General features: G+C 43.7%; 20 protein-coding genes. 17 read left to right on the plus strand and 3 right to left on the minus strand.

Annotated features, from left to right (window positions below; genetic code table 11):
* The first annotated feature begins 275 nt into the window (after positions 1 to 275).
* From ACMXYS_RS07800 to sthA, 10 genes are all read left to right on the plus strand, one after another.
* Positions 276 to 1,709: a glyceraldehyde-3-phosphate dehydrogenase gene (locus ACMXYS_RS07800; protein ID WP_415898161.1), complete on the plus strand. Its 1,434-nt coding sequence runs from the start codon at positions 276 to 278 to the stop codon at positions 1,707 to 1,709.
* A gap of 316 nt (positions 1,710 to 2,025) precedes the next feature.
* On the plus strand, positions 2,026 to 3,366 hold the full coding sequence (locus tag ACMXYS_RS07805; protein WP_415898162.1) for a Na(+)-translocating NADH-quinone reductase subunit A: 1,341 nt from the start codon (positions 2,026 to 2,028) through the stop codon (positions 3,364 to 3,366).
* Positions 3,367 to 3,368: 2 nt separating this feature from the next.
* Positions 3,369 to 4,580, plus strand: coding sequence for an NADH:ubiquinone reductase (Na(+)-transporting) subunit B (locus ACMXYS_RS07810; RefSeq protein ID WP_415898163.1), 1,212 nt, complete (start codon positions 3,369 to 3,371; stop codon positions 4,578 to 4,580).
* Positions 4,567 to 5,343, plus strand: a complete 777-nt coding sequence (locus tag ACMXYS_RS07815) for a Na(+)-translocating NADH-quinone reductase subunit C (protein WP_415884508.1) — start codon at positions 4,567 to 4,569, stop codon at positions 5,341 to 5,343. Before ACMXYS_RS07810 ends, ACMXYS_RS07815 begins: the two co-directional genes overlap by 14 nt.
* Positions 5,344 to 5,346: 3 nt before the next feature.
* The gene (locus tag ACMXYS_RS07820; RefSeq protein ID WP_415884509.1) at positions 5,347 to 6,006 is read left to right on the plus strand and encodes an NADH:ubiquinone reductase (Na(+)-transporting) subunit D; all 660 of its coding nucleotides are present in this window, start codon (positions 5,347 to 5,349) and stop codon (positions 6,004 to 6,006) included.
* Positions 6,006 to 6,614 carry an NADH:ubiquinone reductase (Na(+)-transporting) subunit E gene (gene nqrE / locus ACMXYS_RS07825; protein WP_415884510.1) on the plus strand — a complete coding sequence of 203 codons (609 nt, stop codon included), beginning with the start codon at positions 6,006 to 6,008 and terminating at the stop codon, positions 6,612 to 6,614. Before ACMXYS_RS07820 ends, nqrE begins: the two co-directional genes overlap by 1 nt.
* Before the next feature lie 33 nt (positions 6,615 to 6,647).
* Positions 6,648 to 7,874: an NADH:ubiquinone reductase (Na(+)-transporting) subunit F gene (gene nqrF, locus ACMXYS_RS07830; protein WP_415884511.1), complete on the plus strand. Its 1,227-nt coding sequence runs from the start codon at positions 6,648 to 6,650 to the stop codon at positions 7,872 to 7,874.
* A 133-nt stretch (positions 7,875 to 8,007) separates the two neighbouring features.
* On the plus strand, positions 8,008 to 8,916 hold the full coding sequence (locus ACMXYS_RS07835) for an FAD:protein FMN transferase (RefSeq protein WP_415898164.1): 909 nt from the start codon (positions 8,008 to 8,010) through the stop codon (positions 8,914 to 8,916).
* 9 nt (positions 8,917 to 8,925) lie between these two features.
* On the plus strand, positions 8,926 to 9,165 hold the full coding sequence (gene nqrM, locus ACMXYS_RS07840; protein WP_415884513.1) for a (Na+)-NQR maturation NqrM: 240 nt from the start codon (positions 8,926 to 8,928) through the stop codon (positions 9,163 to 9,165).
* 87 nt (positions 9,166 to 9,252) lie between these two features.
* Positions 9,253 to 10,656, plus strand: a complete 1,404-nt coding sequence (gene sthA, locus ACMXYS_RS07845) for a Si-specific NAD(P)(+) transhydrogenase (protein ID WP_415898165.1) — start codon at positions 9,253 to 9,255, stop codon at positions 10,654 to 10,656.
* A gap of 44 nt (positions 10,657 to 10,700) precedes the next feature.
* On the opposite strand, the gene ACMXYS_RS07850 is transcribed toward sthA, so the two are convergent.
* Together ACMXYS_RS07850 and ACMXYS_RS07855 are read right to left on the minus strand one after the other, a co-directional pair.
* Positions 10,701 to 11,102 carry a hypothetical protein gene (locus ACMXYS_RS07850; protein WP_415898166.1) on the minus strand — a complete coding sequence of 134 codons (402 nt, stop codon included), beginning with the start codon at positions 11,100 to 11,102 and terminating at the stop codon, positions 10,701 to 10,703.
* Between the two features lie 405 nt (positions 11,103 to 11,507).
* Positions 11,508 to 13,736, minus strand: coding sequence for an NADP-dependent isocitrate dehydrogenase (locus ACMXYS_RS07855; protein ID WP_415884516.1), 2,229 nt, complete (start codon positions 13,734 to 13,736; stop codon positions 11,508 to 11,510).
* A 373-nt stretch (positions 13,737 to 14,109) separates the two neighbouring features.
* Between ACMXYS_RS07855 and ACMXYS_RS07860 the strand changes: the two genes are divergently transcribed.
* Entirely contained in the window at positions 14,110 to 14,298 is a 189-nt protein-coding gene (locus ACMXYS_RS07860) for an oxidoreductase-like domain-containing protein (protein WP_415898167.1), read from the plus strand.
* Positions 14,299 to 14,312: 14 nt separating this feature from the next.
* On the plus strand, positions 14,313 to 14,474 hold the full coding sequence (locus ACMXYS_RS07865; RefSeq protein ID WP_415884518.1) for a hypothetical protein: 162 nt from the start codon (positions 14,313 to 14,315) through the stop codon (positions 14,472 to 14,474).
* A gap of 81 nt (positions 14,475 to 14,555) precedes the next feature.
* Here the strand turns inward: ACMXYS_RS07865 and rne are convergent, their stop codons facing one another.
* The gene (gene rne / locus ACMXYS_RS07870) at positions 14,556 to 17,276 is read right to left on the minus strand and encodes a ribonuclease E (protein ID WP_415898168.1); all 2,721 of its coding nucleotides are present in this window, start codon (positions 17,274 to 17,276) and stop codon (positions 14,556 to 14,558) included.
* Between the two features lie 505 nt (positions 17,277 to 17,781).
* On the opposite strand from rne, the gene rluC reads away from it, so the two are divergent.
* The 5 genes from rluC (at position 17,782) to ACMXYS_RS07895 (ending at position 25,335) form a co-directional block, all read left to right on the plus strand.
* Positions 17,782 to 18,750 carry a 23S rRNA pseudouridine(955/2504/2580) synthase RluC gene (rluC, locus tag ACMXYS_RS07875; protein ID WP_415884841.1) on the plus strand — a complete coding sequence of 323 codons (969 nt, stop codon included), beginning with the start codon at positions 17,782 to 17,784 and terminating at the stop codon, positions 18,748 to 18,750.
* A gap of 10 nt (positions 18,751 to 18,760) precedes the next feature.
* Entirely contained in the window at positions 18,761 to 19,861 is a 1,101-nt protein-coding gene (locus ACMXYS_RS07880; protein WP_415884521.1) for a DNA-binding protein, read from the plus strand.
* 111 nt (positions 19,862 to 19,972) lie between these two features.
* Positions 19,973 to 20,947, plus strand: coding sequence for an HTH-type transcriptional regulator CysB (gene cysB / locus ACMXYS_RS07885; RefSeq protein WP_415884522.1), 975 nt, complete (start codon positions 19,973 to 19,975; stop codon positions 20,945 to 20,947).
* 145 nt (positions 20,948 to 21,092) lie between these two features.
* Entirely contained in the window at positions 21,093 to 23,120 is a 2,028-nt protein-coding gene (locus ACMXYS_RS07890) for a sensor histidine kinase (protein ID WP_415898169.1), read from the plus strand.
* Positions 23,113 to 25,335: an EAL domain-containing protein gene (locus tag ACMXYS_RS07895; protein WP_415898170.1), complete on the plus strand. Its 2,223-nt coding sequence runs from the start codon at positions 23,113 to 23,115 to the stop codon at positions 25,333 to 25,335. Before ACMXYS_RS07890 ends, ACMXYS_RS07895 begins: the two co-directional genes overlap by 8 nt.
* The last annotated feature ends 7 nt before the right edge of the window (positions 25,336 to 25,342 follow it).

A 25,342-nucleotide genomic window follows, 5' to 3' on the forward strand; every position in this document is an offset into this window, starting at 1 on the left:
AGAGTTGCTCCTTTAATATGCGCTAACCAATAGTAAGGCGGGTAGTTTAACCGTTGTAGTTGTAATTGGTAGTTTTGAGCTGGGGTAAATGACTAAATATAAGTCTTATTCAGTAGGATAAAATATATGGTTCCAAAGTCTATCATGCTGCATTTGCTCAAAAGGGTGGAAAAGAGGATAATGCGCGCACCAAATTTTTAGGGTCCGACTAATACTAGTAATTTTCCTGTGTTAGTAGGGTACCAACGAGTTGACAAAACTTTTTGGAGTTTCATGTGAGCCAAGATCAAGTTTTTACAGATTGGAAAGAACGCGAAGCCTTAGCTGAAGCTATGGTTCCACTAGTAGGTGGTCTATACCGTGACCAGAACATCGAATCTTCAGTATTCGGTCGTCTGATCATCAAACGTTCTGTTATCGACATCCTAAAAGCACACCGTTTCGTGCGTCAGGTTGAAGAGCAGGAACTAACAGTAGTAGATACTTTTCCAGTTCTGGAAGCTGTTAAAAATCTGAATGTACGCAATGCGCACATCGATGCAGGTAAGCTAGCAGTTAAATATCGCACAGAAGGCAACGGCCAGGATCTAGAAACATTCCTGAAAGCTGAGCTTGCTGATGCAATTGGCACGGAAGAGCGTGAACCTACTGATGTCGTGCTTTACGGTTTCGGTCGTATCGGTCGTCTGCTTGCTCGTCTTCTTATCGAGCGTACTGGTGGTGGTCAAGCACTTCGCCTACGTGCAATCGTTGTACGTAAAGGTGCAGCAGCGCGTGATCTAGAGAAGCGTGCTAGCTTGCTACGTCGTGACTCTGTTCACGGTTCTTTCAAAGGCACTATCACAGTTGACGAAGAGAACAACACAATCACTGCTAACGGTAACGTTATTCAGGTGATCTTCGCTAACTCTCCAGACGAAATTGATTACACTGCTTACGGCATCAATAATGCAATGATTATTGATAACACGGGTAAGTGGCGTGATAAAGAAGGTCTATCTCTGCACCTTCAATCTAAAGGCGCTTCTCGTGCAGTTCTTACTGCACCAGGTAAAGGCGTTAAGAACATCGTTATGGGTGTTAATGATGGTGATATCTCTCCAGAAGATACGATCCTATCTGCTGCGTCTTGTACTACAAACGCAATCACGCCTGTACTAAAAGCGGTATACGATAAGTTCGGTATTGAGAATGGTCACGTTGAGACTGTTCACGCTTACACTAACGACCAGAACCTAATCGACAATTACCACAAAGGTGATCGTCGTGGTCGCGCTGCTGGTCTGAATATGGTTATCACTGAAACAGGTGCTGCTAAAGCTGTATCTAAAGCACTTCCAGCAATGGAAGGTAAGCTTACTGGTAACGCTATCCGTGTTCCAACACCAAACGTTTCAATGGCTATTCTTAACCTGAACCTAGAAAGCGAAACTGACAAAGAAGAGCTAAATGCTTACCTTCGTGAAGCTGCGCTACACGGTGCTATGCAGAAGCAGATCGACTACAGCAACTCTCCAGAAGCTGTATCTACTGACTTCGTTGGTTCTCGTGCTGCAGGTGTTGTTGATGCGTTGGCTACAATTGCTGGTGGTAAGCGTTGCGTACTTTACGTTTGGTACGATAACGAATTCGGTTACAGCTGCCAGGTTATCCGCATGATGCAGAAAATGGCTCAGTGCACTTTGCCGGCTTTCCCTAAGGAAGCTTAAGTGTAGCGAGTTGATTAAAAAGCCACCTATAGGGTGGCTTTTTATTTGCCTTACGTATGATATTTCTATTTGTTATATACATATAACTACAAATTCCACCGCTAAAAGGCAAGATAATCGGCTGGAACGTGCTGATATTGCAGGGTCTTTGTAGAAAAATGACACGTCGCTCAGGTATACTTAGCCAGATTTTTGGGTGGGGTAATTCCATTTTCGTAATAACTACAAGATATCGACTACGTTCGGGGACAGGCCGTGTCGGAATCAAAATCGATTTTGGAATCCTGAAAGAATTTAACGTAATTGGGTGAGGCGTATGATCAAGATCAACAAAGGTCTGGATCTACCGATCACGGGCGCTCCTGAGCAATCTATTACAGATGGCCCAGCAGTAGACTCCGTTGCCGTAGTCGGCTTTGACTATGTAGGTATGAAACCTACCATGGCCGTCAAGGTAGGTGATCGAGTAAAACTCGGTCAAGTGATCTTTTCCGATAAGAAAACAGAAGGCGTTAATTACACAGCACCAGGTGCGGGTGTAGTTAAGGCAATTAACCGTGGTGAGCGTCGTGCACTTCAATCAGTAGTGATTGAATTGGACGGTGATGAAGCGGTTGAATTTAACAAATATAGTACCAATGAGCTGGCTGGATTGACGCGCGAACAAGTGCAAGACAATCTAGTGAATTCAGGTTTGTGGACTGCGCTTCGCACACGTCCATTTAGCCGTGTACCTCAGCCAGGTACTTCTCCAAACTCTATTTTTGTTACAGCAATGGATACCAATCCATTAGCAGGTGACCCAGCTGTCATCATCGCTGAACAAAAAGAAGCATTCTCCCAGGGCCTTACTATCCTGACTAAGCTGTCTGAAACGACTGTTTATCTATGTAAAGCACCGGGTGCTGATATTCCATCTGCTGATGGTGTAACAGTAGAAGAGTTTGAGGGTGGGCACCCTGCAGGTAATGCTGGTACGCATATCCACTTCCTTGATCCTGTATCTCAGGAAAAAACAGTTTGGACAATTGGTTATCAGGATGTGATTGCTATCGGTAAATTATTTACCGAAGGCAAGCTATTTACTGATCGTGTTGTTGCTGTTGGTGGTCCACGTGCTGCTAAGCCAGGTCTGTTGCGAACTCGTTTGGGTGCGAGCTTCGAACAGCTTCTTGCTGGTGCGCAGAAAGAAGATCATAACCGTATTATCAGTGGTTCTGTATGGAATGGTCGTACAGCTACTGAAGGTGCTTTTGCTTACCTTGGTCGTTACGCAAACCAGATCACTATCCTTGAAGAAGGCGATAAGCGTGAATTTATGGGCTGGGTAGTTCCTGGTACTAATAAGTTCTCTGTGCTTAATGTATTCGCTTCCTTCCTGAATCGTTCTAAGAAGTTTGACTTTACAACGACTACGAACGGTTCTGAGCGAGCTATGGTTCCGGTTGGTCAGTTCGAACAGCTAATGCCAATGGATATTCTTCCTACGCAATTGTTGCGTGCGCTAGTAACAGGTGACATTGTTCATGCAATGGAACTAGGTTGCCTAGAGCTGGACGAAGAAGACCTCGCGCTGTGCACATTTGCCTGCCCAGGTAAATATGAGTACGGCCCAATCCTTCGCGACAACTTGACGCGTATCGAGAAAGAGGCCTGATCATGAGCTTGAGAAATATTCTTGATAAAATGGAGCCGCACTTCCACAAAGGCGGCAAGTATGAAAATTGGTATGCGCTTTACGAAGCTGCAGATACTATTTTCTACACTCCGGGTCATGTAACTAAAACAGCAGCTCACGTACGCGACGCAGTCGATCTGAAGCGTATGATGATCTTGGTGTGGATGTGTACATTCCCAGCAATTTTCTTTGGTATGTACAACGTTGGTTTGCAGGCTAATACTGCAATGGCTGCGATGGGTATTACCGAGCCATCATCTTGGCAAGCTGCTTTAGCTGGCGCTATTTCGGGTTTTAACCCTGATAGTGTGTGGGACAACATCATTCTTGGTGCTGCCTACTGGCTACCAATCTACATCGTTACCTTTGTAGTGGGTGGTTTCTGGGAAGTATTGTTTGCAATGAAACGTGGCCACGAAGTAAACGAAGGCTTCTTCGTAACTTCAGTTCTTTTTGCTTTGATTCTTCCTCCAAGCATTCCGCTATGGCAGGTTGCTCTAGGTATCAGTTTTGGTGTTGTAATTGGTAAAGAAGTATTCGGTGGTACCGGTAAAAACTTCCTTAACCCGGCGCTAACTGGTCGTGCATTCCTGTTCTTTGCTTACCCAGCGCAGATGTCTGGCGACGCAATCTGGACTGCAGTTGATGGCTTCTCTGGTGCGACAGCGCTTAGCCTTGCTGCTTCTGGCGGTGTTGATGCAATTCTTGCGCAGAACATCACTTGGTTCGATGCATTTATCGGTACAATCCAAGGTTCTGTAGGTGAAGTATCTACACTAGCGATTGCTGCAGGTGGTCTAGTACTGCTTATTGCTAAAGTTGCTGCATGGCGCATCGTTGCTGGTGTCTTCTTGGGCATGGTTGCTACTTCTACGCTATTTAACCTGATCGGCTCTGAAACAAACCCTATGTTTGGTCTGCCATTCTACTGGCACCTAGTATTGGGTGGTTTTGCCTTTGGTATGTTCTTCATGGCGACAGACCCTGTGTCTGCATCTATGACAAACAAAGGTAAGTGGTACTTCGGTGCTTTGGTTGGTGTAATGGTTGTATTGATCCGTGTGGTTAACCCAGCATTCCCAGAAGGTATGATGCTGGCGATCCTATTTGCGAACTTGTTCGCACCGTTGATCGACAACTTTGTTGTTCAGGCAAACATCAAACGGAGGTTGGCGCGCAATGTCAGCAAGTAATGACACTATCGGTAAGACTATTACCGTTACAGTTCTTTTATGTGTTGTCTGCTCGGTAATCGTATCTGCGGCTGCTGTACTGCTTAAACCTAAGCAGGTAGCAAACAAGGATCAAGACCGTAAGAGCAACATTCTTACTGCAGCTGGTATCTCTGATGCTAATAAATCAGTAGACGAGTTGTTTGCTCAGATCACTACTAAGTACGTTGATCTAGAGACCGGCAAATTCACTACAGATGTTCCAGCTAAATACGACGCTAAGAAAGCAGCTAAAGACCCTCAATTGGGTAAAGTGCTGACTAAAGATGTAGATATCGCTTCTATCAAGTATCAGGCTAAGGTTATGCCTGTATACCTAGTAGAAAAAGATGGTCAGATTGAGAAATTGATCTTGCCGGTACACGGCTACGGTCTGTGGTCTACACTTTACGGATTCTTGGCGCTAGAAGGTGACTTGAATACAGTTGTTGGTTTTGGTTTCTACTCTCACGCTGAGACTCCTGGTCTAGGTGGTGAAGTTGATAACCCGAACTGGAAAGCGCTATGGCCAGGTAAAGAAATTTACCCTGCAGGTTCTATGGAACCAGCGATTGGCTTAATCAAGGGCACTGTAGATTCGTCTAACCCAAAAGCTAAGCATCAGATTGATGGCCTAGCAGGTGCGACGTTGACTGCAAACGGTGTTACGAACCTAGTTCAATTCTGGATGGGTTCAAACGGTTATGCACCGTTCTTGGCTAACCTGAAAGCAGGGGGGGCGTAAGCGATGTCACAAGCTAAAGAAGTACTGAGTACTCCAGTATTTAAGAACAACCCAATCGGTCTTCAGATCCTTGGTGTATGTTCTGCGTTGGCGGTTACCTCTAACTTAAATACTGCTCTAGTAATGACTATGGCAGTAATTGCGGTAACAGCATTCTCGAACTTGTTTGTATCGATTATCCGTAATCATATTCCAAGCAGTGTTCGAATCATCTGTCAGATGACTATCATCGCGTCATTGGTAATCGTTGTTGACCAGATTCTTAAAGCTTTTGCTTACGATGTATCTAAGCAGCTTTCTGTATTCGTAGGTCTGATCATTACTAACTGTATCGTAATGGGTCGTGCTGAAGCCTTCGCTATGAAGAACCCTCCAGGTATCTCCTTTATGGATGGTATCGGTAACGGTCTAGGTTACGGTGTGGTTCTAATCTTCGTAGGTTTCCTACGTGAGCTATTCGGCGCAGGTAAATTGTTTGGCTACGAAGTTCTGCCTCTAGTAAACGATGGCGGCTGGTACTTGGCGAACGGTATGATGCTGTTGCCACCAAGTGCATTCTTCATCATTGGTATGTTCATCTGGTTGACTCGTACTTTCTACAAAGATCAAGTAGAAGCTCCAGAGTTTGAGCTAGCTAAAAATACTAAGAAGGAGGCTGTGTAATGGAACAGTTAATCAGCCTTGCCGTTAAGGCGATTTTCGTTGAAAACATGGCGCTAGCATTCTTCCTAGGGATGTGTACTTTCTTGGCGATTTCCAAGAAGGTTCAAACGTCTCTAGGTTTGGGTATTGCTGTAGTCGTTGTGTTGGCAATCACAACACCTGTAAACAACCTAATCTTTAACTTGCTTCTTCGTGAAGGCGCGCTTGCATGGGCGGGTTACCCTGAAGTTGATTTGAGCTTCCTTGGTTACATCTCTTACATTGGTGTAATCGCGGCGATGGTACAGATCCTTGAGATGTTCTTGGATAAATACGTACCAGCTCTATACAACTCTCTAGGTGTATTCCTACCTTTGATCACAGTTAACTGTGCAATCATGGGTGCGGCACTATTCATGGTAGAGCGTGACTACACTTTCGGTGAGTCAGTGGTTTACGGTGTAAGTGCAGGTATCGGTTGGGCGCTAGCTATTACAGCGCTTGCGGGTATCCGTGAAAAACTTAAATACAGCGACGTACCAGAAGGTCTACGTGGTCTGGGCATTACCTTCATCACTGTTGGTTTGATGTCTCTAGGCTTCATGTCTTTCTCTGGTGTATCTCTTTAATGCCAACATGGTCGACAAAGGAAGGATTAGCCAATGAATGCTGAAATCGTTCTAGGTGTTGTCATGTTTACTGCTGTGGTGCTTGCACTAGTAGCAGTAATTTTGGCAGCTCGCTCTAAACTAGTAAGTTCTGGTGACGTTACGATTAACATCAATAACGATCCAGAAAAATCAATCACAGTACCTGCTGGCGGTAAACTGCTACAGACACTTGCTGATTCGGGTATTTTCATCCCGTCTGCTTGTGGTGGCGGTGGTACTTGCGCACAGTGTAAATGTGAAGTTCACGCGGGTGGTGGTTCTATGCTACCAACTGAAGAATCTCACTTTACAATGCGTGAAGCTAAAGAAGGCTGGCGTTTATCTTGTCAGGTGGCTGTTAAGCAGGACATGGACATCGAACTTGAAGAAGAGATCTTCGGTGTTCAGAAGTGGGAATGTACTGTTGAGTCTAACCCTAACGTTGCTACGTTCATCAAAGAGCTGACTCTACGTCTGCCAGAAGGTGAGAATGTAGACTTCCGTGCAGGTGGTTATGTTCAGCTAGAGTGCCCACCTCACGTTGTTAACTATAAAGATTTTGTGATCCAGGAAGAGTATCGTGGTGATTGGGATCAGTTCAACATGTGGCAGTATGTGTCTACTGTAACTGAGCCAACTATCCGTGCTTACTCTATGGCGAACTACCCAGAAGAGCGTGGTGTTGTTAAATTTAACATCCGTATCGCGTCTCCACCTCCGGGTACCGATCACCCGCCGGGTATCATGTCTTCTTACGTATTCAACCTTGTTGAAGGTGATAAGATCACTGTTTACGGTCCATTTGGTGAATTCTTCGCGACTGATAACGACAGCGAAATGGTATTCATCGGTGGTGGTGCTGGTATGGCGCCAATGCGTTCACACATCTTTGACCAGCTTAAGCGTTTGAACTCTACTCGTAAGATCTCGTTCTGGTACGGTGCACGTTCTTTGCGTGAATCGTTCTACAACGAAGAATACGACATGCTTCAGGATGAGAATGATAACTTTAAGTGGCACTTAGCGTTATCTGACCCTCAGCCAGAAGATAACTGGGATGGTATGACTGGCTTCATCCATAACGTATTGTATGAAAACTATCTGAAGGACCATGAAGCGCCTGAAGATTGTGAGTACTACATGTGTGGACCGCCAATGATGAACTCCGCTGTAATCCAGATGCTTCTAGATCTGGGTGTAGAGCGTGAGAATATCTTCCTTGATGACTTCGGTGGTTAAGTAAGATATGTTTGTCAGAAGACAAGCCTACAAATGGCCGGCAGCTCAGCTGCTGGCCATTTTGTTTTTATTGGCTTTGTTATCGGCCTGTAAGGAAAAGCCTCCTGAGGTTAAATCTCATCAAGGTTTAACAATGGGAACGACTTATACGGTCAAGTGGATTCCTATTCAGAATCAACCTGCTATCAACCCAGTGGTTTTCAATCAGGCTTTGCTAGAAGTAAATCAAGCAATGTCGACCTACATTGATGATTCCGAACTTTCTCTTATCAATAAGCTTCCTGCGGGAAGTTCTGTTGAGCTTTCTAATGATCTAGCCTTCCTTTTGTCCAAATCCATCAATATAAGTGCTCTTTCTTCAGGTGCGTTTGATGTAACTGTTGGGCCACTTGTGAATTTGTGGGGCTTTGGGCCGGATGGGCGTATAATTAAGGCGCCATCCCAGCTTGAGATTCAGCAGGTTCAGCAAGAGATCGGTTATAACTATTTGGAACTTAATGGCAAAAAGCTAACTAAAGAGAAGGCTAGTTATATTGATCTATCGGCGATTGCTAAAGGATACGGTGTAGATGTGCTTGCGACTTTACTAGAGGAGCAGGGTGTTGAAAGCTATCTTGTTGAAATTGGTGGCGAGTTGCGCGCTAAAGGGTTGAAGCCTGATGGTAGTGAGTGGAAGATTGCTATCGAGTCTCCAACAGCGGGATTTGATCGCTCGGTGCAACGAATTATCGCAGTGAAAGATGTAGGTATAGCTACGTCGGGAGATTACCGAAACTATTTTGAAGAGAATGGTGTTCGTTTTTCTCATACAATAGATCCGTCGACTGGTAGTCCGATTACGCATAGATTAGCATCTGTTACTGTGCTGATGCCGAGTTGCGCCGAGGCTGATGCCTATGCCACAGCGATGATGGTTATGGACGAAGAGAGGGCGCAAGCCTTTGCGCTTGAGAACGGTATCGAAGCATTTTTTATCATTAAGGCCGAGAGTGGATTTGTTGAGAAAATGACTCCTGGTTTTAAACAATATCTGGTTCAATAGGTTTTAATTATGAGCACAATTATCTTATCTTTTGTCATCTTGCTATGTGTCATAGTCGCCATGTCTGTTGGCGTGATTTTGGGTCGAAAGCCTATTAGTGGTTCTTGTGGTGGTTTGGCCAATGTTGGTATTGAAGGTAAGTGCAGTATCTGCGGCGATGACCCTCAAAAATGTGAAGAAGAGCAAGATAGGCAAGCTAAAGAAGAAGCATCTGCAGATCTAAGTTACGAAGTTAAATCTAAAGAATAATTGAGAGCTACGTAACTAAGAGTAAGCTGTTCTTAATAAAAAGAGCAGCTGAAACAATAAGATATAATTATAAGATAGGGGTAAATGATGGCGGTATATGACTATGATGTCATTGTGATAGGTTCCGGTCCTGCTGGTGAAGGTGCAGCAATGAACGCCGCGAAAAAAGGGCGTCGAGTAGCTGTTATCGAAGAGCAGGAGGCCGTAGGTGGTAACTGTACGCATAAAGGTACAATTCCATCTAAAGCGCTTCGCCACTCTGTAAAGCAGATCATAGAATTTAACACTAACCCTATGTTCCGTGATATCGGTGAGCCACGTTGGTTCTCCTTTCCTAAGGTTTTAAAGCGAGCAGAGAAAGTTATGTCCAGCCAGGTTATGCTGCGTACAAACTTCTATGCGCGTAACCGTATTGATGTTTTCTTCGGTGTAGCTGAATTTGAAGACAAAAATACAATTATTGTACGTGGTACCTCTAAGGGTGATGAGACGCTTCGTGCTAAGAACGTTGTAATTGCAACAGGTTCGCGTCCTTATACGCCAGCTGATATCGACTTTAACCATCCTCGTATCTACAACTCTGATACGGTTCTCAAGCTAAGTCACACACCTCGTACATTGATCATCTATGGTGCTGGCGTTATCGGTTCTGAGTACGCTTCGATTTTCAGTGGCTTGGGCGTAAAAGTTGATTTAGTTGATAGTCAGAGTCGTTTGCTGTCTTTCTTGGATGCTGAGATCTCTGATTCTTTGAGCTATCACCTTCGTAACAACGCTGTGAAGATTCGCCATAATGAAACTTATGAAAGTGTAGTTGCTGATGAGCGTGGTGTTACGCTTACGCTTCAGTCTGGTAAGAAGATTCGCGCAGATGCTTTCCTATGGTGTAATGGTCGTAGCGGTAACACTGAGACGCTTAAGTTAGAAAATATCGGTCTAGAAGCTAACAGCCGTGGTCAGCTAGAGGTTGATGATCATTACCGTACAGCTTGTGAAGGTATCTACGCTGCGGGTGATGTAGTGGGTTGGCCAAGCCTTGCGTCTGCTGCGCTTGATCAGGGTCGTGCTGCCGCTGCAGATATGCTATCTGCTGAAGACTTCCGCCATATCAATGAGGTGCCTACAGGTATTTACACCATTCCGGAAATTAGCTCTGTAGGTAAAACTGAAGAAGAGTTGACGAAAGAGTGCGTGCCTTATGAAGTAGGTCAGGCGTTCTTTAAAGACACTGCGCGTGCGCAGATTTATGGTCAGCCGGTGGGTATGCTTAAGATTCTTTTCAATCGTGATACATTAGAGATTCTTGGTATTCACTGCTTCGGTGAACACGCTTCAGAAATCGTCCATATCGGACAGGCGATTATGGCTCAAGAAGGTGAAGCGAATACGCTTAAGTACTTCATCAATACGACGTTTAACTATCCAACCATGGCTGAAGCATATCGCGTTGCAGCCATTGCGGGCTTGAATCGTATTGCGAATCTTTCATAAAAAGTAATTTTGTTTGGTTAAAAAGCACGCTTATGCGTGCTTTTTTATTGCCTGCAATAACGTACGGCCCGGTTGAATTCTTCTAAAAACAAGGGTTGTGAAGCTAGAAAATCTTTAGCGAAATAAACTCCAAGAGGTTTGTTGCGATTGAGTGCGGATCTGACTTTTTCTTTATGCCCAAATTCATCAATCAAGCTATTCATAACTTGATCGTTTGCTAAGATTGCATCAACTCGACCGCTTAAAAGAAAGGAAAGCAGCTTTTGATTGTTTTGTGGTGGGTTATTGATGGTTTGAAAGTCGTTTTGTAATAGCCACTTTTGCATATTGGCCCCTAAGAAGCTGGTAACTATACCTTTCTGCTTAAAGTTGTCTGCAGATGGATCAAGTGTGTTGTCTTTCAGCAAATACCAAGTCCACTTCTGTTCGGCAATAATTTCTGACATAACCGCGTATCTGTCGCGATCAAGGTTATGCGAAGCGGCAAAAAAGCCTTCTGCTGCTTTATGTCGCACCATGCTTTGAGCGCGTTTCCAAAGGGGTAATAATTATTTCTAAAGAATGGTCGGGTATTTGTGTCATAGCGCATTTGACTACTTCTACAGCCGTGCCAGTAATTATTTTGTCTTGTGTGTAGCTGTAAGGTGGGAGCTGATGTGTAGTCAGTCTAATGTTGTCTGCTATAGATATCTGAGGTGCTATAAAGAGGCATGCTATTGAGCATAGTTTGAATAGATTTCTCATTGGGCTACTGAGCTGGTTTTAGCGCTTTGCCTATGAGTATAGTAAAGACTGTTGTAGATAATAAAAAACCCGGCATTAAGCCGGGTTTTTTGTTAGCGGATCGCTAATTATTTAGTTGCTGCTGCAAGTGCTGCATTTAGTGTAGTACTTGGACGCATAACCTTTTTAACCAAGTCGCGTTTAGCGTGGTAGTAACCGTCAAGCTCAGCTGGGGAGCCTTGGCACTCAGCAAGCTCAGATATAATCTGATCTTCTTGGCTTGTTAGAGTTTCAGCAAGCTCTTTAAAGTCTGCTGCAAGTTCTGGATCTTCAGTTTGAGCGGCTACTTCTTGTGCCCAGAATAGGCCTAGATAGAAGTGGCTGCCACGGTTATCTAGCTCACCAGTCTTACGAGAAGGCGATTTGTTCTCTTCTAGTAGTCGACCTGTAGCTGCATCTAGTGTCTTAGAAAGTACGGCAGCGCGTTTGTTGCCCTGCTTGATGCCTAGATCTTCAAGAGATACAGCTAGTGCTAGGAATTCACCTAGGGAGTCCCAACGTAGGTGGTTCTCTTCTTCAACCTGTTGTACGTGCTTAGGAGCAGAACCGCCTGCGCCAGTTTCATACATGCCGCCACCTTTAAGCATTGGCACAATTGATAGCATTTTCGCAGAAGTACCAAGCTCAATGATTGGGAATAGGTCGGTTAGGTAGTCGCGTAGTACGTTACCAGTAACGGAGATAGTGTCTTTACCGCGAACCATGCGATCCATAGTGAAACGAATAGCTTGGCTGTAAGATTTAACGTAAATCTCTAGGCCGTCAGTGTCGTGATCTTTTAGGTATTCGTTAACTTTCTTAGTTAATTCAAGATCGTGCGCACGTTCTTGGTCTAGCCAGAAGATAGCAGGAGTGTCGGACTGGCGAGCACGAGTAACAGCTAGTTTAACCCAGTCACGGATTGGCTCATCTTTAGTTTGGCATGCGCGCCAGATATCGCCTTTCTCAACTTCGTGTTCCATGAGAACAGTGCCATCCGCAGCTACTACACGCATTGTGCCTGCTTCAGTTTCGAAAGTTTTGTCGTGAGAACCGTATTCTTCTGCTTTCTTAGCCATCAAGCCAACGTTTGGAACTGTACCAATTTTAGTTGGGTCGAAAGCGCCGTTTGTTTTACAGAAGTTGATCATGTCTTGGTAGATACGTGCGTAAGTGCGCTCTGGCATTACTGCTTTAGTATCTTTTGGACGACCATCAGGGCCCCACATTTTGCCACCGTTACGGATCATTGCTGGCATAGAAGCATCAACGATTACGTCGGATGGAACGTGTAGGTTAGTGATACCTTTTACAGAATCAACCATCGCCATTTCTGGGCGGTGTTCGTGGCATGCGTGAATCGCTTCTTCAATCTCTTCACGCTTGGAGCGTGGAAGATCAGCGATCTTATCGTATACGCTACCAATACCGTTATTTGGGTTTACACCAAGTTCTTCGAAGAAGTCACCGTACTCATCGAATAGCTCTTTGTAGAATACAGTTACAGCGTGACCGAAAACGATAGGGTGGGAAACCTTCATCATTGTAGCTTTAACGTGTAGTGACCACATAACGCCAGTTTCTTGAGCGTCTTGCAGAGTCTCTTCAAAGAATTCACGTAGGGCCTTGCAGCTCATGCGCATGCTGTCGAAGATTTCACCTTTTTCTAGGCTAACTTCTTTTTTAACTTCAACGTTGCCAGCTGGATCTACGAATTCGATACGAACTGTGCCGGCTTCTTCCATAGTTAGGGATTGTTCGCTAGAGAAGAAGTCTCCGTCGCGCATGTAATCGGCGTGTGTACGAGAAGCCTTACTCCATTTGCCCATAGAGTGTGGGAATTTTCTAGCAAAAGCTTTTACTGCACCTGGTGCGCGACGGTCAGAGTTACCTTCACGTAAGACTGGGTTTACTGCAGAACCAAGGATTTTTGAGTAGCGCTGTTGTGCGTCTACATCTTCATCCGTCTTTGGATCTTCTGGATAATCAGGGATATCGTAGCCCTGGCCTTGAAGCTCAGTGATGCATGCTTTTAGCTGAGGGATTGAAGCACTGATATTTGGAAGCTTGATGATGTTTGCTTCCGGATCTTGAGTTAGTTCGCCTAGAAACTTTAGGCCATCTTCAACACGCTGTTCTGCAGTAAGCTTCTCAGGGAAGGCGGACAGTACGCGCCCAGCTAAAGAGATATCTGTGATTTTTACGTCGATGTCTGCTGCAGAAGTGAAAGCTCTTACAATTGGCAGAAGTGAACATGTCGCCAAGGATGGTGCTTCGTCGGTTAGGGTGTAATAGATGGTTTGTTTTTTTGTAGTCATTGTAATCCCCAAAGTTTTATGGCAGTGCGGCCAAGGGTTTAAATCAAGGTGGCTTGTGGCCGCCTTTCTCCACTATTTTTAAACCCGATGGTTGTAATTTAGTGACAGAATTATACTGAAATTAGACGCTGAGTCATACGTCTGGCCTATGTACTTATGGCTAATGTTGTTGTGTTTTTACAACTTTTTTTTAATTTTGCGCTTGTTGCAATGCAAAAAAGCGCTAACTCGTTAGTTTTTTTGTAGTTCGACTACTATTTATAGCTTACTTTTGTTGCAGTTTTTGTGTTGAGTGCTTGTGTGATACTTTAGGTTTAATTGCAATTTCAATGGGTGTTTTCTTTTGTAGAATGAACTTGTGAGTGAGGTTTATATGAGTTCGAAAGAAAAGCCAGTTCCCCCTGGGGACTTTGAGTGTTGCGAAAGTGGGTGTTCTCAATGTGTCTGGGATATCTATTTTGATGAGCTGGATCAGTGGAAAGCTGAGCAAAAACCTAAACAACCAAATGAAGCTCAAGACTCTCACGAAAAACGTAGAACTGAGTCGCAAGACAGACGCTAAGCGGTGGGTGATTTATGTCAGGTAAAGTTGTTAGTTTGGATGCTTCTAGAGAGAAGGCAAAACACAAGAAAAAAGAAGAAAAGTTAGAATCTATACAGAAAAGATTCGAAAAGGCTTTACCCTCAAAAGAAACTGATTCAAAGAAGAAGTTGCTGGATATTTTTAAGAAGAAGTAATTTTGTATTAATTGCTTGGTGGGTCTTTATATCAGGCAAAGAAAAAGGGGCTAAGTAGCCCCTTTTTTATTTGTATCTAAATTATTTCTCAGTTGACTCTGATTCTACGTTTTGGCGTTTGCGAACTTCACGGGGATCGTTTGGTGCGCGACGAGTGCGACGTTTGCGAACAGGTCTTTCATTGGCTTCTGGCTCTGCTGTTGCGGCTACAGTTTCAATGGCTTCTGCAGTTTCAGTTGCTTCTGTAGTTTCAGTTGCTTCTGTAGTTTCAGTTGCTTCTGTAGTTTCAGTTGCTTCTGTAGTTTCAGCTGCTTCTGCCGTTTCAGTTGCTTCTGTAGTTTCAGTTGCTTCTGCCGTTTCAGTTGCTTCTGCAGTTTTAGTAACTTCTGAAGTTTCAGTAACTTCTGCCGTTTCAGTTACTTCTACAGTTTCAGTCACTTCTGCAGTTTCAGTCGCAGTTGCTTCTGCCGTTTCAGTTGCTTCTACAGTTTCAGTTGCTTCTGAAGTTTCAGTCGCTTCAGTAGTTTTTTCTGTCGCTTCTGCAGTTTCAGTTGGCGTTGTTTCAACTGTTGCTTCAGATGCTTTAGCTTCAGGGCTTTCGCTTACCGTATTTGTGGCTTTTGTATCTTCACTAGTAGCTTCAGCAGCTGATGCTGTTTCTTTAGTTTCAACTTCCGTAGCTACGTTATTAGTGCGTTTAGCAGAGCGTTCAGTGGTGCGACGACGACGGCCGCGGCGACGTGGATTGCGTGGTGCTTCTTCTTGCTCTTCAGTGTTCTGAGAGTCTGTGTTGCTCAGATCCTGTTTGCTTTTGGAATCTACCTGTTCGTTCTCGCCTTTACGTTTGCGGCGACGACGCTTTGGCTTATCTTCGTTTTGGTTTAGAGGCTGATCAGGCTCTGGTTGTACGGTAATGATCTCATCGTTCTGCTTTGGAGTGCGCTTACGATCATTGTCACGACGGCGACGCTTGCGGCTTGAATCAGTGCGTTCATTACGCTTACGTTTAGGGCGTGAAGTGCTCTTCTCTTCACTAGGCTGCTCTTGCTCAGTTGTTGTTTCTGAGCTGCCGCCACCAAAGAGGCTCTTGAACATGCCAACTACACGGCTGCCAAGGGACTCATTGTTTTTAACTGGTGCTGGGGCAGGTGTTTCTGCTTTAGGTGCTTCTGTTGCGGCTTCTGGTGCAGGTGTTTTAGGAGTAACGCTGCGCACAGCTGCTTGTTCACGAGGAGCGCTAGCCTGAGAGGTGGCTGCGGCTTCCAGTGACTCAGCTTCTTCTGGCTCTGGTTGCATTGTGTAGCTTGCGTCATTTGTTGTCGCAACGGTGTGATCGTCGCGTAAACGAACTACTTCGTAGTGCGGTGTTTCCATGTTCGGGTTTGGAACGATGACAACACGTACATCTTGGCGAAGTTCTATATCGTGAACTGCGTGACGTTTTTCGTTGAGTAGATATGTCGCTACAGTAACTGGCAAGATTGCACGGATCTGAGCTGTACGGTCTTTGCCAGATTCTTCCTCGATAAGACGAAGAATGGATAGTGCAAGAGACTCGGTGTCACGGATTGTACCTTGGCCGTTACAGCGCGGGCACACAACGCCGCGTGTTTCTGCAAGAGAAGGGCGTAAGCGTTGACGAGACATCTCAAGTAGGCCGAAGCGAGAGATTCGTCCCATTTGTACGCGAGCGCGATCAAGTTTAAGTGCATCTCTCAGGCGATTTTCTACTTCACGTTGGTTCTTGATTGGTGTCATGTCGATAAAATCGATAACAACCAAGCCGCCGATATCACGCAGACGTAATTGGCGTGCTATTTCGTCAGCTGCTTCAAGGTTGGTGTGAAGTGCTGTCTCTTCAATATCGCCACCACGTGTCGCTCGCGCGGAGTTGATGTCGATCGAAACAAGTGCTTCGGTTGGATCGATTACGATCGAGCCGCCAGATGGAAGTGTTACTTCGCGTTGGAATGCAGTTTCAATCTGCGTCTCAATCTGGAAACGATTGAACAATGGTGTTTGTTCGGAGTAATGCTTAATTTTGTTTTCGTAAGTGGGCATTACCTGCTTAACGAAGTTTTTAGCATCTTCGAAAACTTGCGGGTCGTCGATTAAGACTTCGCCGATATCTGAGCGTAGGTAATCTCGAACGGCACGGATTACTACGTTGCTTTCCTGATAAATCAGGAATGGAGCAGGCTTTTCTTCAGAGGCTTGCTTAATGGCAGTCCATAGTGTTTGAAGGTATTCAAAGTCCCACTGTAGCTCTTCGCTTGTGCGGCCAACGCCTGCCGTGCGAACGATAATGCCCATTTGTTTAGGGACATTTACGCCGGATAGTGCTTCTTTCAACTGCGTGCGTTCTTCGCCCTCAATGCGGCGGGAGATACCGCCTGCGCGAGGGTTGTTTGGCATAAGTACAAGGTAGCGACCAGCAAGACTAATGAAGGTTGTTAGTGCTGCACCTTTGTTGCCGCGCTCTTCTTTATCAACCTGAACAATAACTTCAGTGCCTTCTTTAAGCACTTCTTTAATGTTTGGGCGTGAGCCGCGAGTAGGCGGTTTGATAAAGTAATCGCGAGAAATTTCTTTAAGCGGTAGGAAGCCGTGGCGTTCAGCACCGTAATCTACGAACGCAGCTTCTAGGCTTGGCTCGATGCGGGTGATTTTGCCTTTATAAATATTGGCTTTTTTCTGTTCTCTTGAGCCGGATTCAATATCCAGATCATATAAGCGCTGGCCATCAACCAGTGCTACACGCAACTCTTCAGGTTGAGTTGCGTTGATTAGCATTCTTTTCATGACGTTCTCTTAATAGAACGCTTTTCGCCAAGCCAGAGTGCCCAGAGGGTACCCGTCTTTTGGACTCACATGCAGTATATAAGGCATTTACCCGATCAATTATGTTTCGGGCGGCTATAATAGCCAAGCCTGCAGCAATATGGTGCGCAGGGATTAAAGCCATCTAATCTGATGGTAATTTTTATTAATACGCAATCGGCGTATCAATCGTCCACGGTAGAGGAATCAGTAGCCTATTTCTTCTTCTAGCTAATTGTTACTGCTTCTTAAAAGCAGGTTCCTGGCTAAAGTACGTCTCTACCTCCAACCGGTCATACTCGGCTGGGTGAAAAGCTTTTTAATTAAATTCTTTGTTGCTGACGGCATCTACAGCGTATTTAACTGTGATATTTGGTCTGTATTACGGCACCTGTGAAAAAAGATAAAGCCAACAGACTGCAGCAGCGCTAGAATATAGCAGCTATCAACTAGTGCATCAATTCGGTAATCGGTTTTCATATCAAATATGTCACAGCAAAACAGTCAAGAAGCAAGCAAGGTTCGTTTCGTAGAAATAACTGAAAATAATGATGGGCAGAGGATCGATAATTTTTTAATCACTGCTCTTAAAGGCGCACCTAAAAGCCTTGTTTACCGAATCCTTCGAAAAGGCGAGGTTAGAGTAAATAAAAAACGCGTAAAGCCGGAGTATCGTCTAAAGCTAAATGACTTAGTTCGAATCCCGCCTGTACGTTTAGCCGATAAAAAAGAGCCAGCTAAAGTTAGTGATCAGCTCAGTGAAAAATTAGAAGCGTCTATCCTTTACGAAGATAACGACATCATTGTGGTAAATAAGCCTTCTGGTATCGCTGTTCATGGAGGCAGTGGTATTAGTTTGGGGTTGATCGAGTCATTTCGTCAGATGCGTCCTCAATGCAAGTTTCTAGAATTAGTCCATCGCTTAGATCGCGATACATCAGGTTGTATCATGATGGCTAAAAAGCGTAGTGCGCTGAAATTAATGCATGAATCTTTGCAGAAAAGCACTATCACTAAAATCTATCACGCGTTAGTCATTGGTAGTTGGAATGAGCGAAAGCGCAAAATCGATGCACCTCTACGTAAAAACGAGCTTAAATCAGGCGAACGTGTTGTCAAAGTTGCAGCTGACGGTAAGGCTTCGTTAACTGAATACAAAGTCCTTGAGCGTTTTGGTCGCCAAGCTACCTTGGTTGAGGCTAGACCGATAACCGGTCGTACACACCAAATTAGAGTTCACTGCCAATTTGCTGGCCATCCTATTGTCGGGGATGAAAAGTACACGCCAGATGAAGATAATGCTGCAATGCGAGAGCATGGATTTAAACGCCTGTTTCTTCATGCGGCAGAATTACGTTTCCCATTACCTTCTGGTGGGCGAAAGATAGTCAAAGCACCATTAGATATGCAGTTACAAAAAGCCGTAAAACGTTTTAAAAGTATTAATAGTAAGTAGGTTTCTCTGTATGAGTGATATGGAATTAAAAGATAAAACTTATGCAACTGCTGATCGATTATTAATGGCGGGTGTTCAGCCAACATTATCAGTTGTTGCAGAGTCTCTTGGTCACCAACCAGCAGAGATTGAAGGGTATTTTGATAGTTGGTGGGAGTTGGTGCCAGAAAGGTTATCTGTTTCCGCATCGTCTATCGTTGTTCCGGACGTACCGGAAGTTTTGGGGCAAGCGTTTGCACGTGTATGGCAGCAGGCTGTTCAAGAGGCGAGTAGCAAGTTTGTCGAAGAGAAACACCGTCAAGAGGTTGGAATTGATGTTGTTCGCCGTGAGGCAGATGAATCTCTACAAGCATCTCGTGGTCAATTATTAGAATTAGAAGACAAACTTCGTAATCAAATCAGCCGAAATGAAGAGATTCATTCTCAGATTAAAGGGCTAGAAGCTGAGATTGAGGTTTTGAAATCTAACTTAATGGCGGAAACATCTCAGCGTAAGCAAGAAGAGCAGGCCAAATCTAACGTTGAACAAGAGCTTACTCATCTACGAAAAACTCACGATGACAGTAAGCGAACATTTGATCAGCGTATTAAAGATGAGCAAAGACATACGCTTGATGCGGTAAGTAAAGCCGATGCTGACGTTCGCTATTACCGTGGCGCATTAGAAAAGTTGCGTGATGAAGTGGGTAAAAAGGAATCGGCTTTGACTAAGTCTATTCATGATTTACAAGCTGAACTAGCGCGTAAAGATGTAAAACATGACACGCAGAAAACACAAATAAAAAGCCTCGAAGACGAACTCAAAAAGATCAAGCAAGATAGTAGTGGCCAGAATAGAGATCTATCTAAAATCAATACTCAGCTTCTATCTGAAACCAATAAAAACAAGAGGTTAGAAAGCAAAATTAAAGAGCTTGATGAGGAGTTGAGAAAGGCTAGGCAGAAACAAGTGGCTATTGCTAATGAGCAATCACGCCGTGAATCTAGTGTCAGAAATCAATTCAAAGATAAAGAAGAAGAGCTGGTAAGAGCGCTAGCTAAGATATCTAGTTTAGAGAAAAAAATAATAACTCAAGATGAAGAAATTAGGCGTTTAAATAGCCGCTTATAATTCCTTTATAACTTAGATGCATTAGGATAGATTTTATTCTAAACTGTTATATTAGAGTCGTTTTTTATTACTAAACGATTACATATCTACTGAGTTTATCTGGAGTGTTTGATGAAATTGCAGCAGCTGCGTTATATCTGGGAAGTTGCAAGACATGACCTTAATGTCTCTGCCACAGCTCAAAGCCTATATACATCACAGCCTGGCATTAGTAAGCAAATCAGATTGCTCGAAGATGAGCTAGGGGTTGAGGTGTTTGCCCGTAGTGGTAAGCATCTTACCCGTGTCACACCAGCAGGTCAGGCTATTCTGTCTGTTGCAGGAGAAATTCTGCAGAAAGTTGAAAGTATCAAGCAGGTTGCTCAAGAGTTTAGTGATGAGCGTAAAGGCAGTTTGGATGTTGCAACTACCCATACTCAAGCCCGATATGCGCTTCCGCCTACTATCACTGGATTTATGAAGGAGTATCCTGAAGTCTCCCTTCATATGCATCAAGGTACACCGATGCAGATTTCTGAGATGGCGGCTGATGGTTCAGTTGATTTCGCGATAGCGACTGAAGCCATGGCGCATTTTAGTGATTTAATTATGATGCCTTGCTACCGCTGGAACCGTTCTGTAGTTGTTCCTAAAGGTCATCCGTTAACTCAAGTTTCTAAGTTAACGCTGGCTGATTTAGCCGAACAGCCGATTGTGACATACGTATTCGGATTTACAGGTCGGTCAAAATTAGATGACGCCTTCATCAAAGAAGGGTTGGAACCAAAAGTTGTTTTCACTGCTGTAGATTCTGATGTGATCAAAACTTATGTTCGTCTTGGCTTGGGTGTAGGCATTATTGCCTCAATGGCTTTTGATGAGCGTCAAGATAGTGATTTGGTTCGTTTAGATGCAAGTCACTTGTTTGAACCGAGTACGACTAAGATTGGTTTCAGAAAAGGTACTTTTTTGCGTGGGTACATGTTTGACTTTATTCAGCGTTTTGCGCCCCATCTAACTCCAGATGTAGTTAGGCAAGTACAGGAATGTGGTAATAAAAGTGAGATCGATGAGCTTTTATCTCATTATGATCTGCCTGATTTATAACTTTGAGCGTTTGTTCATCATTATTTAAAGCCTGCTAAGCAGGCTTTTTTCGTTTTAGGATCTAATTAATCTAAAAATTCGTATTAGTCTCTGCAGTCTCGAAATACGCATCCTATACTGAGAATACTTTCAGTGGGGGGAGGCTATGAAACGCAGTTCTATTCTTACCCGTATTAACCTCAGCTTATTAGCTGTGTCAGTTGTTTTTGCTGTCTTTGTTGTTGTACAGATTGTTGTTGGTCTCAAGGTGAGTGAGTCCAGTGAAGAGGTAACAACAAGGGATATGCCTGTCGCACTATATACCCAAGCAATGCAAGATGAATTAGGAGATATGAATTCTAATCTGCTTGAGTATGTGTTGGGTGAGTCTGAAGAGAAGCAAGAATATTTTGCGAATAAAGAAGAGTTTGACCAATATCGAAAGGAAATACCCCCCATTAGTGATGCCTATAAGAAAATGATCACTGTCGATCGTTTAATTGCCACGGCTAATGAGAACGCTGAAAAAAGGGTCTTTAGTCGATTTGATCCCATTCTTGAGGAGCAAGCTACTCGAAGTATTAACCGGCTTATCCGGGAGGTCGGTGGTCCGCTCGAAAATCTTCTCGACGATATGAAAGAAGAGGAGATTGCAGACGTTGGCTCTTCTAACGATTTAGATCAGATTATTAATGATGATTTGCCTTCTGTTCGATATTACCTAGAGCTTGTTGATGAGACAGGGGATATGCTTGCCGACTTAGATAGATTTGTATTAGGAGATCAAAATGCCCGTAAGAGTTTCTTTGGTAACGCTCTTCAATTCGAATCCTTCCTTGCTAGCCTAAAGCCTTTAGAGAAAAAACCTCATGAATTAGTCCGCATAGCTGAAGTAGAGCGGTTGTTTAATGAGCTTAAAAGTGGTGGGGCCGAAGTTTTCGAAATCTATGCAGCTAGAAACAGAATTGACGCATTAGTGGCTATCGAAGATATAGAGCATAACGCATTTGGCGAGTTGGAAGAGCTTCTGGAAGGAATGTCTTCCCATGCTAGGCGCCGAGTTGAAAATAGTATGAATGATCTGGTTGACCTATCAAATAAGGTTAACTATCTCCTGATATTTACACTCGTTGGCGGTGTCGCACTTTTAGTCGCGATTGTAACCTACACGAAGCGGTCTATTTTTGCGCCTATGACAGCGATATCTGAATCCATTAATAAACTAAGAGGTGGTGAGAGAGATTTTGAGATCGCTGAAAGTAATCGTAATGATGAAATTGGCGACATCATCAATAGTTTGAGGCAGTTTCAGGCTGAGTTAACGGAGCTAGATGAGCTTCGATTAGCTGATGAGAAGATGCAAGCCAATCTTAAGGGAGAGCGAGATAAGCTTTCTAGTGCGCTTGAAAATCTTGAGCAGGCTCAGGATAAGCTTATTGCTAGTGAAAAACTGGCTTCATTGGGTTCCTTGGTCGCGGGTGTCTCTCATGAAATTAATACACCAATAGGTGTTTCGGTAACCATGTCTAGTCATCTAAAAGAAAATATTGATGAGCTAATGCGCTCTATAAAAGCAGGTGAGCTCAAGCAGTCATTCTTGGATCAATTCGAGCGAGAGGCAGCTGAATCATTTGCAGTTATGGAGAGCTCTTTAGATAAGGCAAGTCACCTTATTCAAAACTTTAAACAAGTAGCAACAGATCAGTCGAGTTCTAGTCGACGGAAATTTGCTTTGAAAGAGGTTATCGATGAAGTAATGATGACTCTTCGCCACCAATTAAAAGGTACAAACTACAAGTATAGAGTTGAAGGTGATGTCGAATTAATGATGGATAGTTACCCTGGCCCACTTGGGCAAGTTGTAACTAATCTATTTAATAATTCTATTATGCATGGCTTTGATGGGCGCGATGACGGTGAAATCAATATAAGATTTACGTGTCTTGATAACAGCGTGAGAATTTACTTTAACGATAATGGAACTGGAATTGAAGAGTCAAAAATCAACCGCATTTTTGACCCGTTTTATACCACGAAACTAGGGCAAGGGGGCTCTGGTTTAGGATTAAATATTGTACATAACATTGTCACTGGTGTTCTAGGCGGATCTATATCAGTGTTGAGCAAAGTGGGTACTCAATTTGAAGTAGTGTTACCTCTGGTAGCTCCGAAACAGGATAATGATGATGAGTGATGTGCTTTTAAATATCATAGATGATTCGAATGAACCTGAAGTGGAGGACACCCGAGAGCCTTGGAAAATTGCAATTATTGATGACGAAGAGTCAGTTCACCAGGTAACAACTCTTGCTTTGTCCAGAACTGATATCTTGGGGCACCCATTAAAATTTTTGCATGCTTATAGCGGTGAGGAGGGCTATAAGCTTATAGAAAAGCATGATGATATTGCAGTCGTGTTACTTGATGTGGTTATGGAAGCCCCCAATGCCGGATTGCTACTGGCTGAGCAGATTCGTGAGGATCTAAATCGGCATAATGTACAAATCATTCTAAGAACAGGCCAACCTGGCTATGCACCTGAAAATGAAATTATCGAGCGTTATGAAATTAACGCTTATAAAACTAAAAACGAGCTGACTAAATCTCGGTTATTTACAGCTTTAGCAACGGCCATTCGTTCCTACCAGCACCTTTGTGCACTTGAAAACAGTAAGCTGGGTTTGAGATCGATTATTGATGCGTCTTCAGATCTTATTAAAGAACGGTCTGTGAACGACTTCGCTAGAGGAGTGTTATTGCAGATTAGCGCGCTCTTTAACATCGATGCTGATGGTATTTTCTGTGTATCTCAGCGGCCGCATAATGGCCCTTTGGCGTTAAGAAAAGGGTTAGAAGACGAATATTTTGTAGTGGCTGCATCTAACAAATATGATCATTTTTTTGGGCGTAAGCTTGAGCAACTAGATACAGATGGCTTGAGCTACCTAGTCAAAGATGTGCTTGATAGCAAACAGCATAGTATTGGTGAGCGCTATACAGGTCTTTATTTGTCGACTCCTTCTATGTGGGAAGGTGTGATCATGCTTGAAGGGGCTAGAGGATTACAGAATGTAGATGAAGAGTTACTTCAAGTTTTCTGTATGAATGTGGGGTTAGGTTTAGAGAATGCTAAATTTTTCTCTCATCTTAATAAAGCAGCTTACTTTGATTCAGTCACTCATTTGTATAGCCGTTTGGGCTTGATAGAGAATGCACTCACATTTGTAAGATCTAAAGGTAGTCGGTGTACGATCTATCTAGCTGATCTCGACTATTTTCATAACATTATCGAATCCCTTGGTTATGACTATGGTAACAAGGTGCTTGCCGAAATGGGGGGGAACCTTAAAAGGATCTATGGTGAGAATGCGTTATTAGCGCGTTTGCATACAGATGTGTTTGCCATCTTGATGGTTGATACTGATCTGGATGCGAGTGATGTTGCTAGAGAGTGTGCAAAACCATTATTTGTAGAAGGAAATTCAATTCGTTTAGGAATAACTGTAGGTAGTTCTAGTGAGCTTGCAGACGATTTTTCGCAAGAAACTGCTGAGCAGATGTTGCGACATGCAGAAGTAGCACTCAAAGTAGCTAAAGAAAATCGTCGTGGTGCTGGACAGGAATTTGATCGCGAGTATGAAGAGGTTTCTAGAAATCATCTAAATCTATTAAATGATATTCGTAATGCTCTCGTTAATCGCGAATTTTTCTTGGTTTTACAGCCTAAAGTAGATGCGACAACAGAGAGGGTTAACGGTTATGAAGCGTTGATTAGATGGCAGCATCCAATTAAAGGTGTAGTCCCTCCAAATGCGTTTATTCCTGTGATCGAACAATCGGGATTGTTCTTTGATATTGATCTATATGTGTTTGAGGAGGCTTGCGCGATACTCAGACAGAACCCTCAGATTAATGTGCCTATTTCGATCAATGTATCTGCTAATTCACTACACCATAATGAGTTTATATGTGAAATAGCGAGGCTTACTGACGAGTTGAAGCCCGATCTATCCTTGCTGCAATTAGAAATTACAGAAAATGCACTAATCAGAAGTGATGCTGCAATTAAACATCTCAATTCACTTAAAACCATAGGCTTTTCCATATGTTTAGATGATTTTGGGGCTGGCTTTTCATCCCTCAGTTATTTATTAAGACTTCCGTTAGATGTCATCAAAATCGATCGAAGCTTTGTTCAATGCGTTGCTGATCAAAAAGATGCTCGAGTAGTCCTACAAGGTATGGTCGAAATTGGACGTAAACTTCGTAAGGAGCTTGTCGTTGAAGGTGTTGAAACTAAAGAGCAGGTTGAACTGATCAGGGCGATGCGTGTCTCAACTTTTCAGGGGTTCTACTTTTACAAGCCGCTTAGCATTGATGAGGCTGTAGCTGCACTTGCTAAGCAATGAAAGGATA

Origin of the sequence: Neptuniibacter sp. QD57_21, from assembly GCF_047778075.1 — a bacterium.
In the GTDB taxonomy this organism is placed as follows: Bacteria; Pseudomonadota; Gammaproteobacteria; order Pseudomonadales; family Balneatricaceae; genus Neptuniibacter.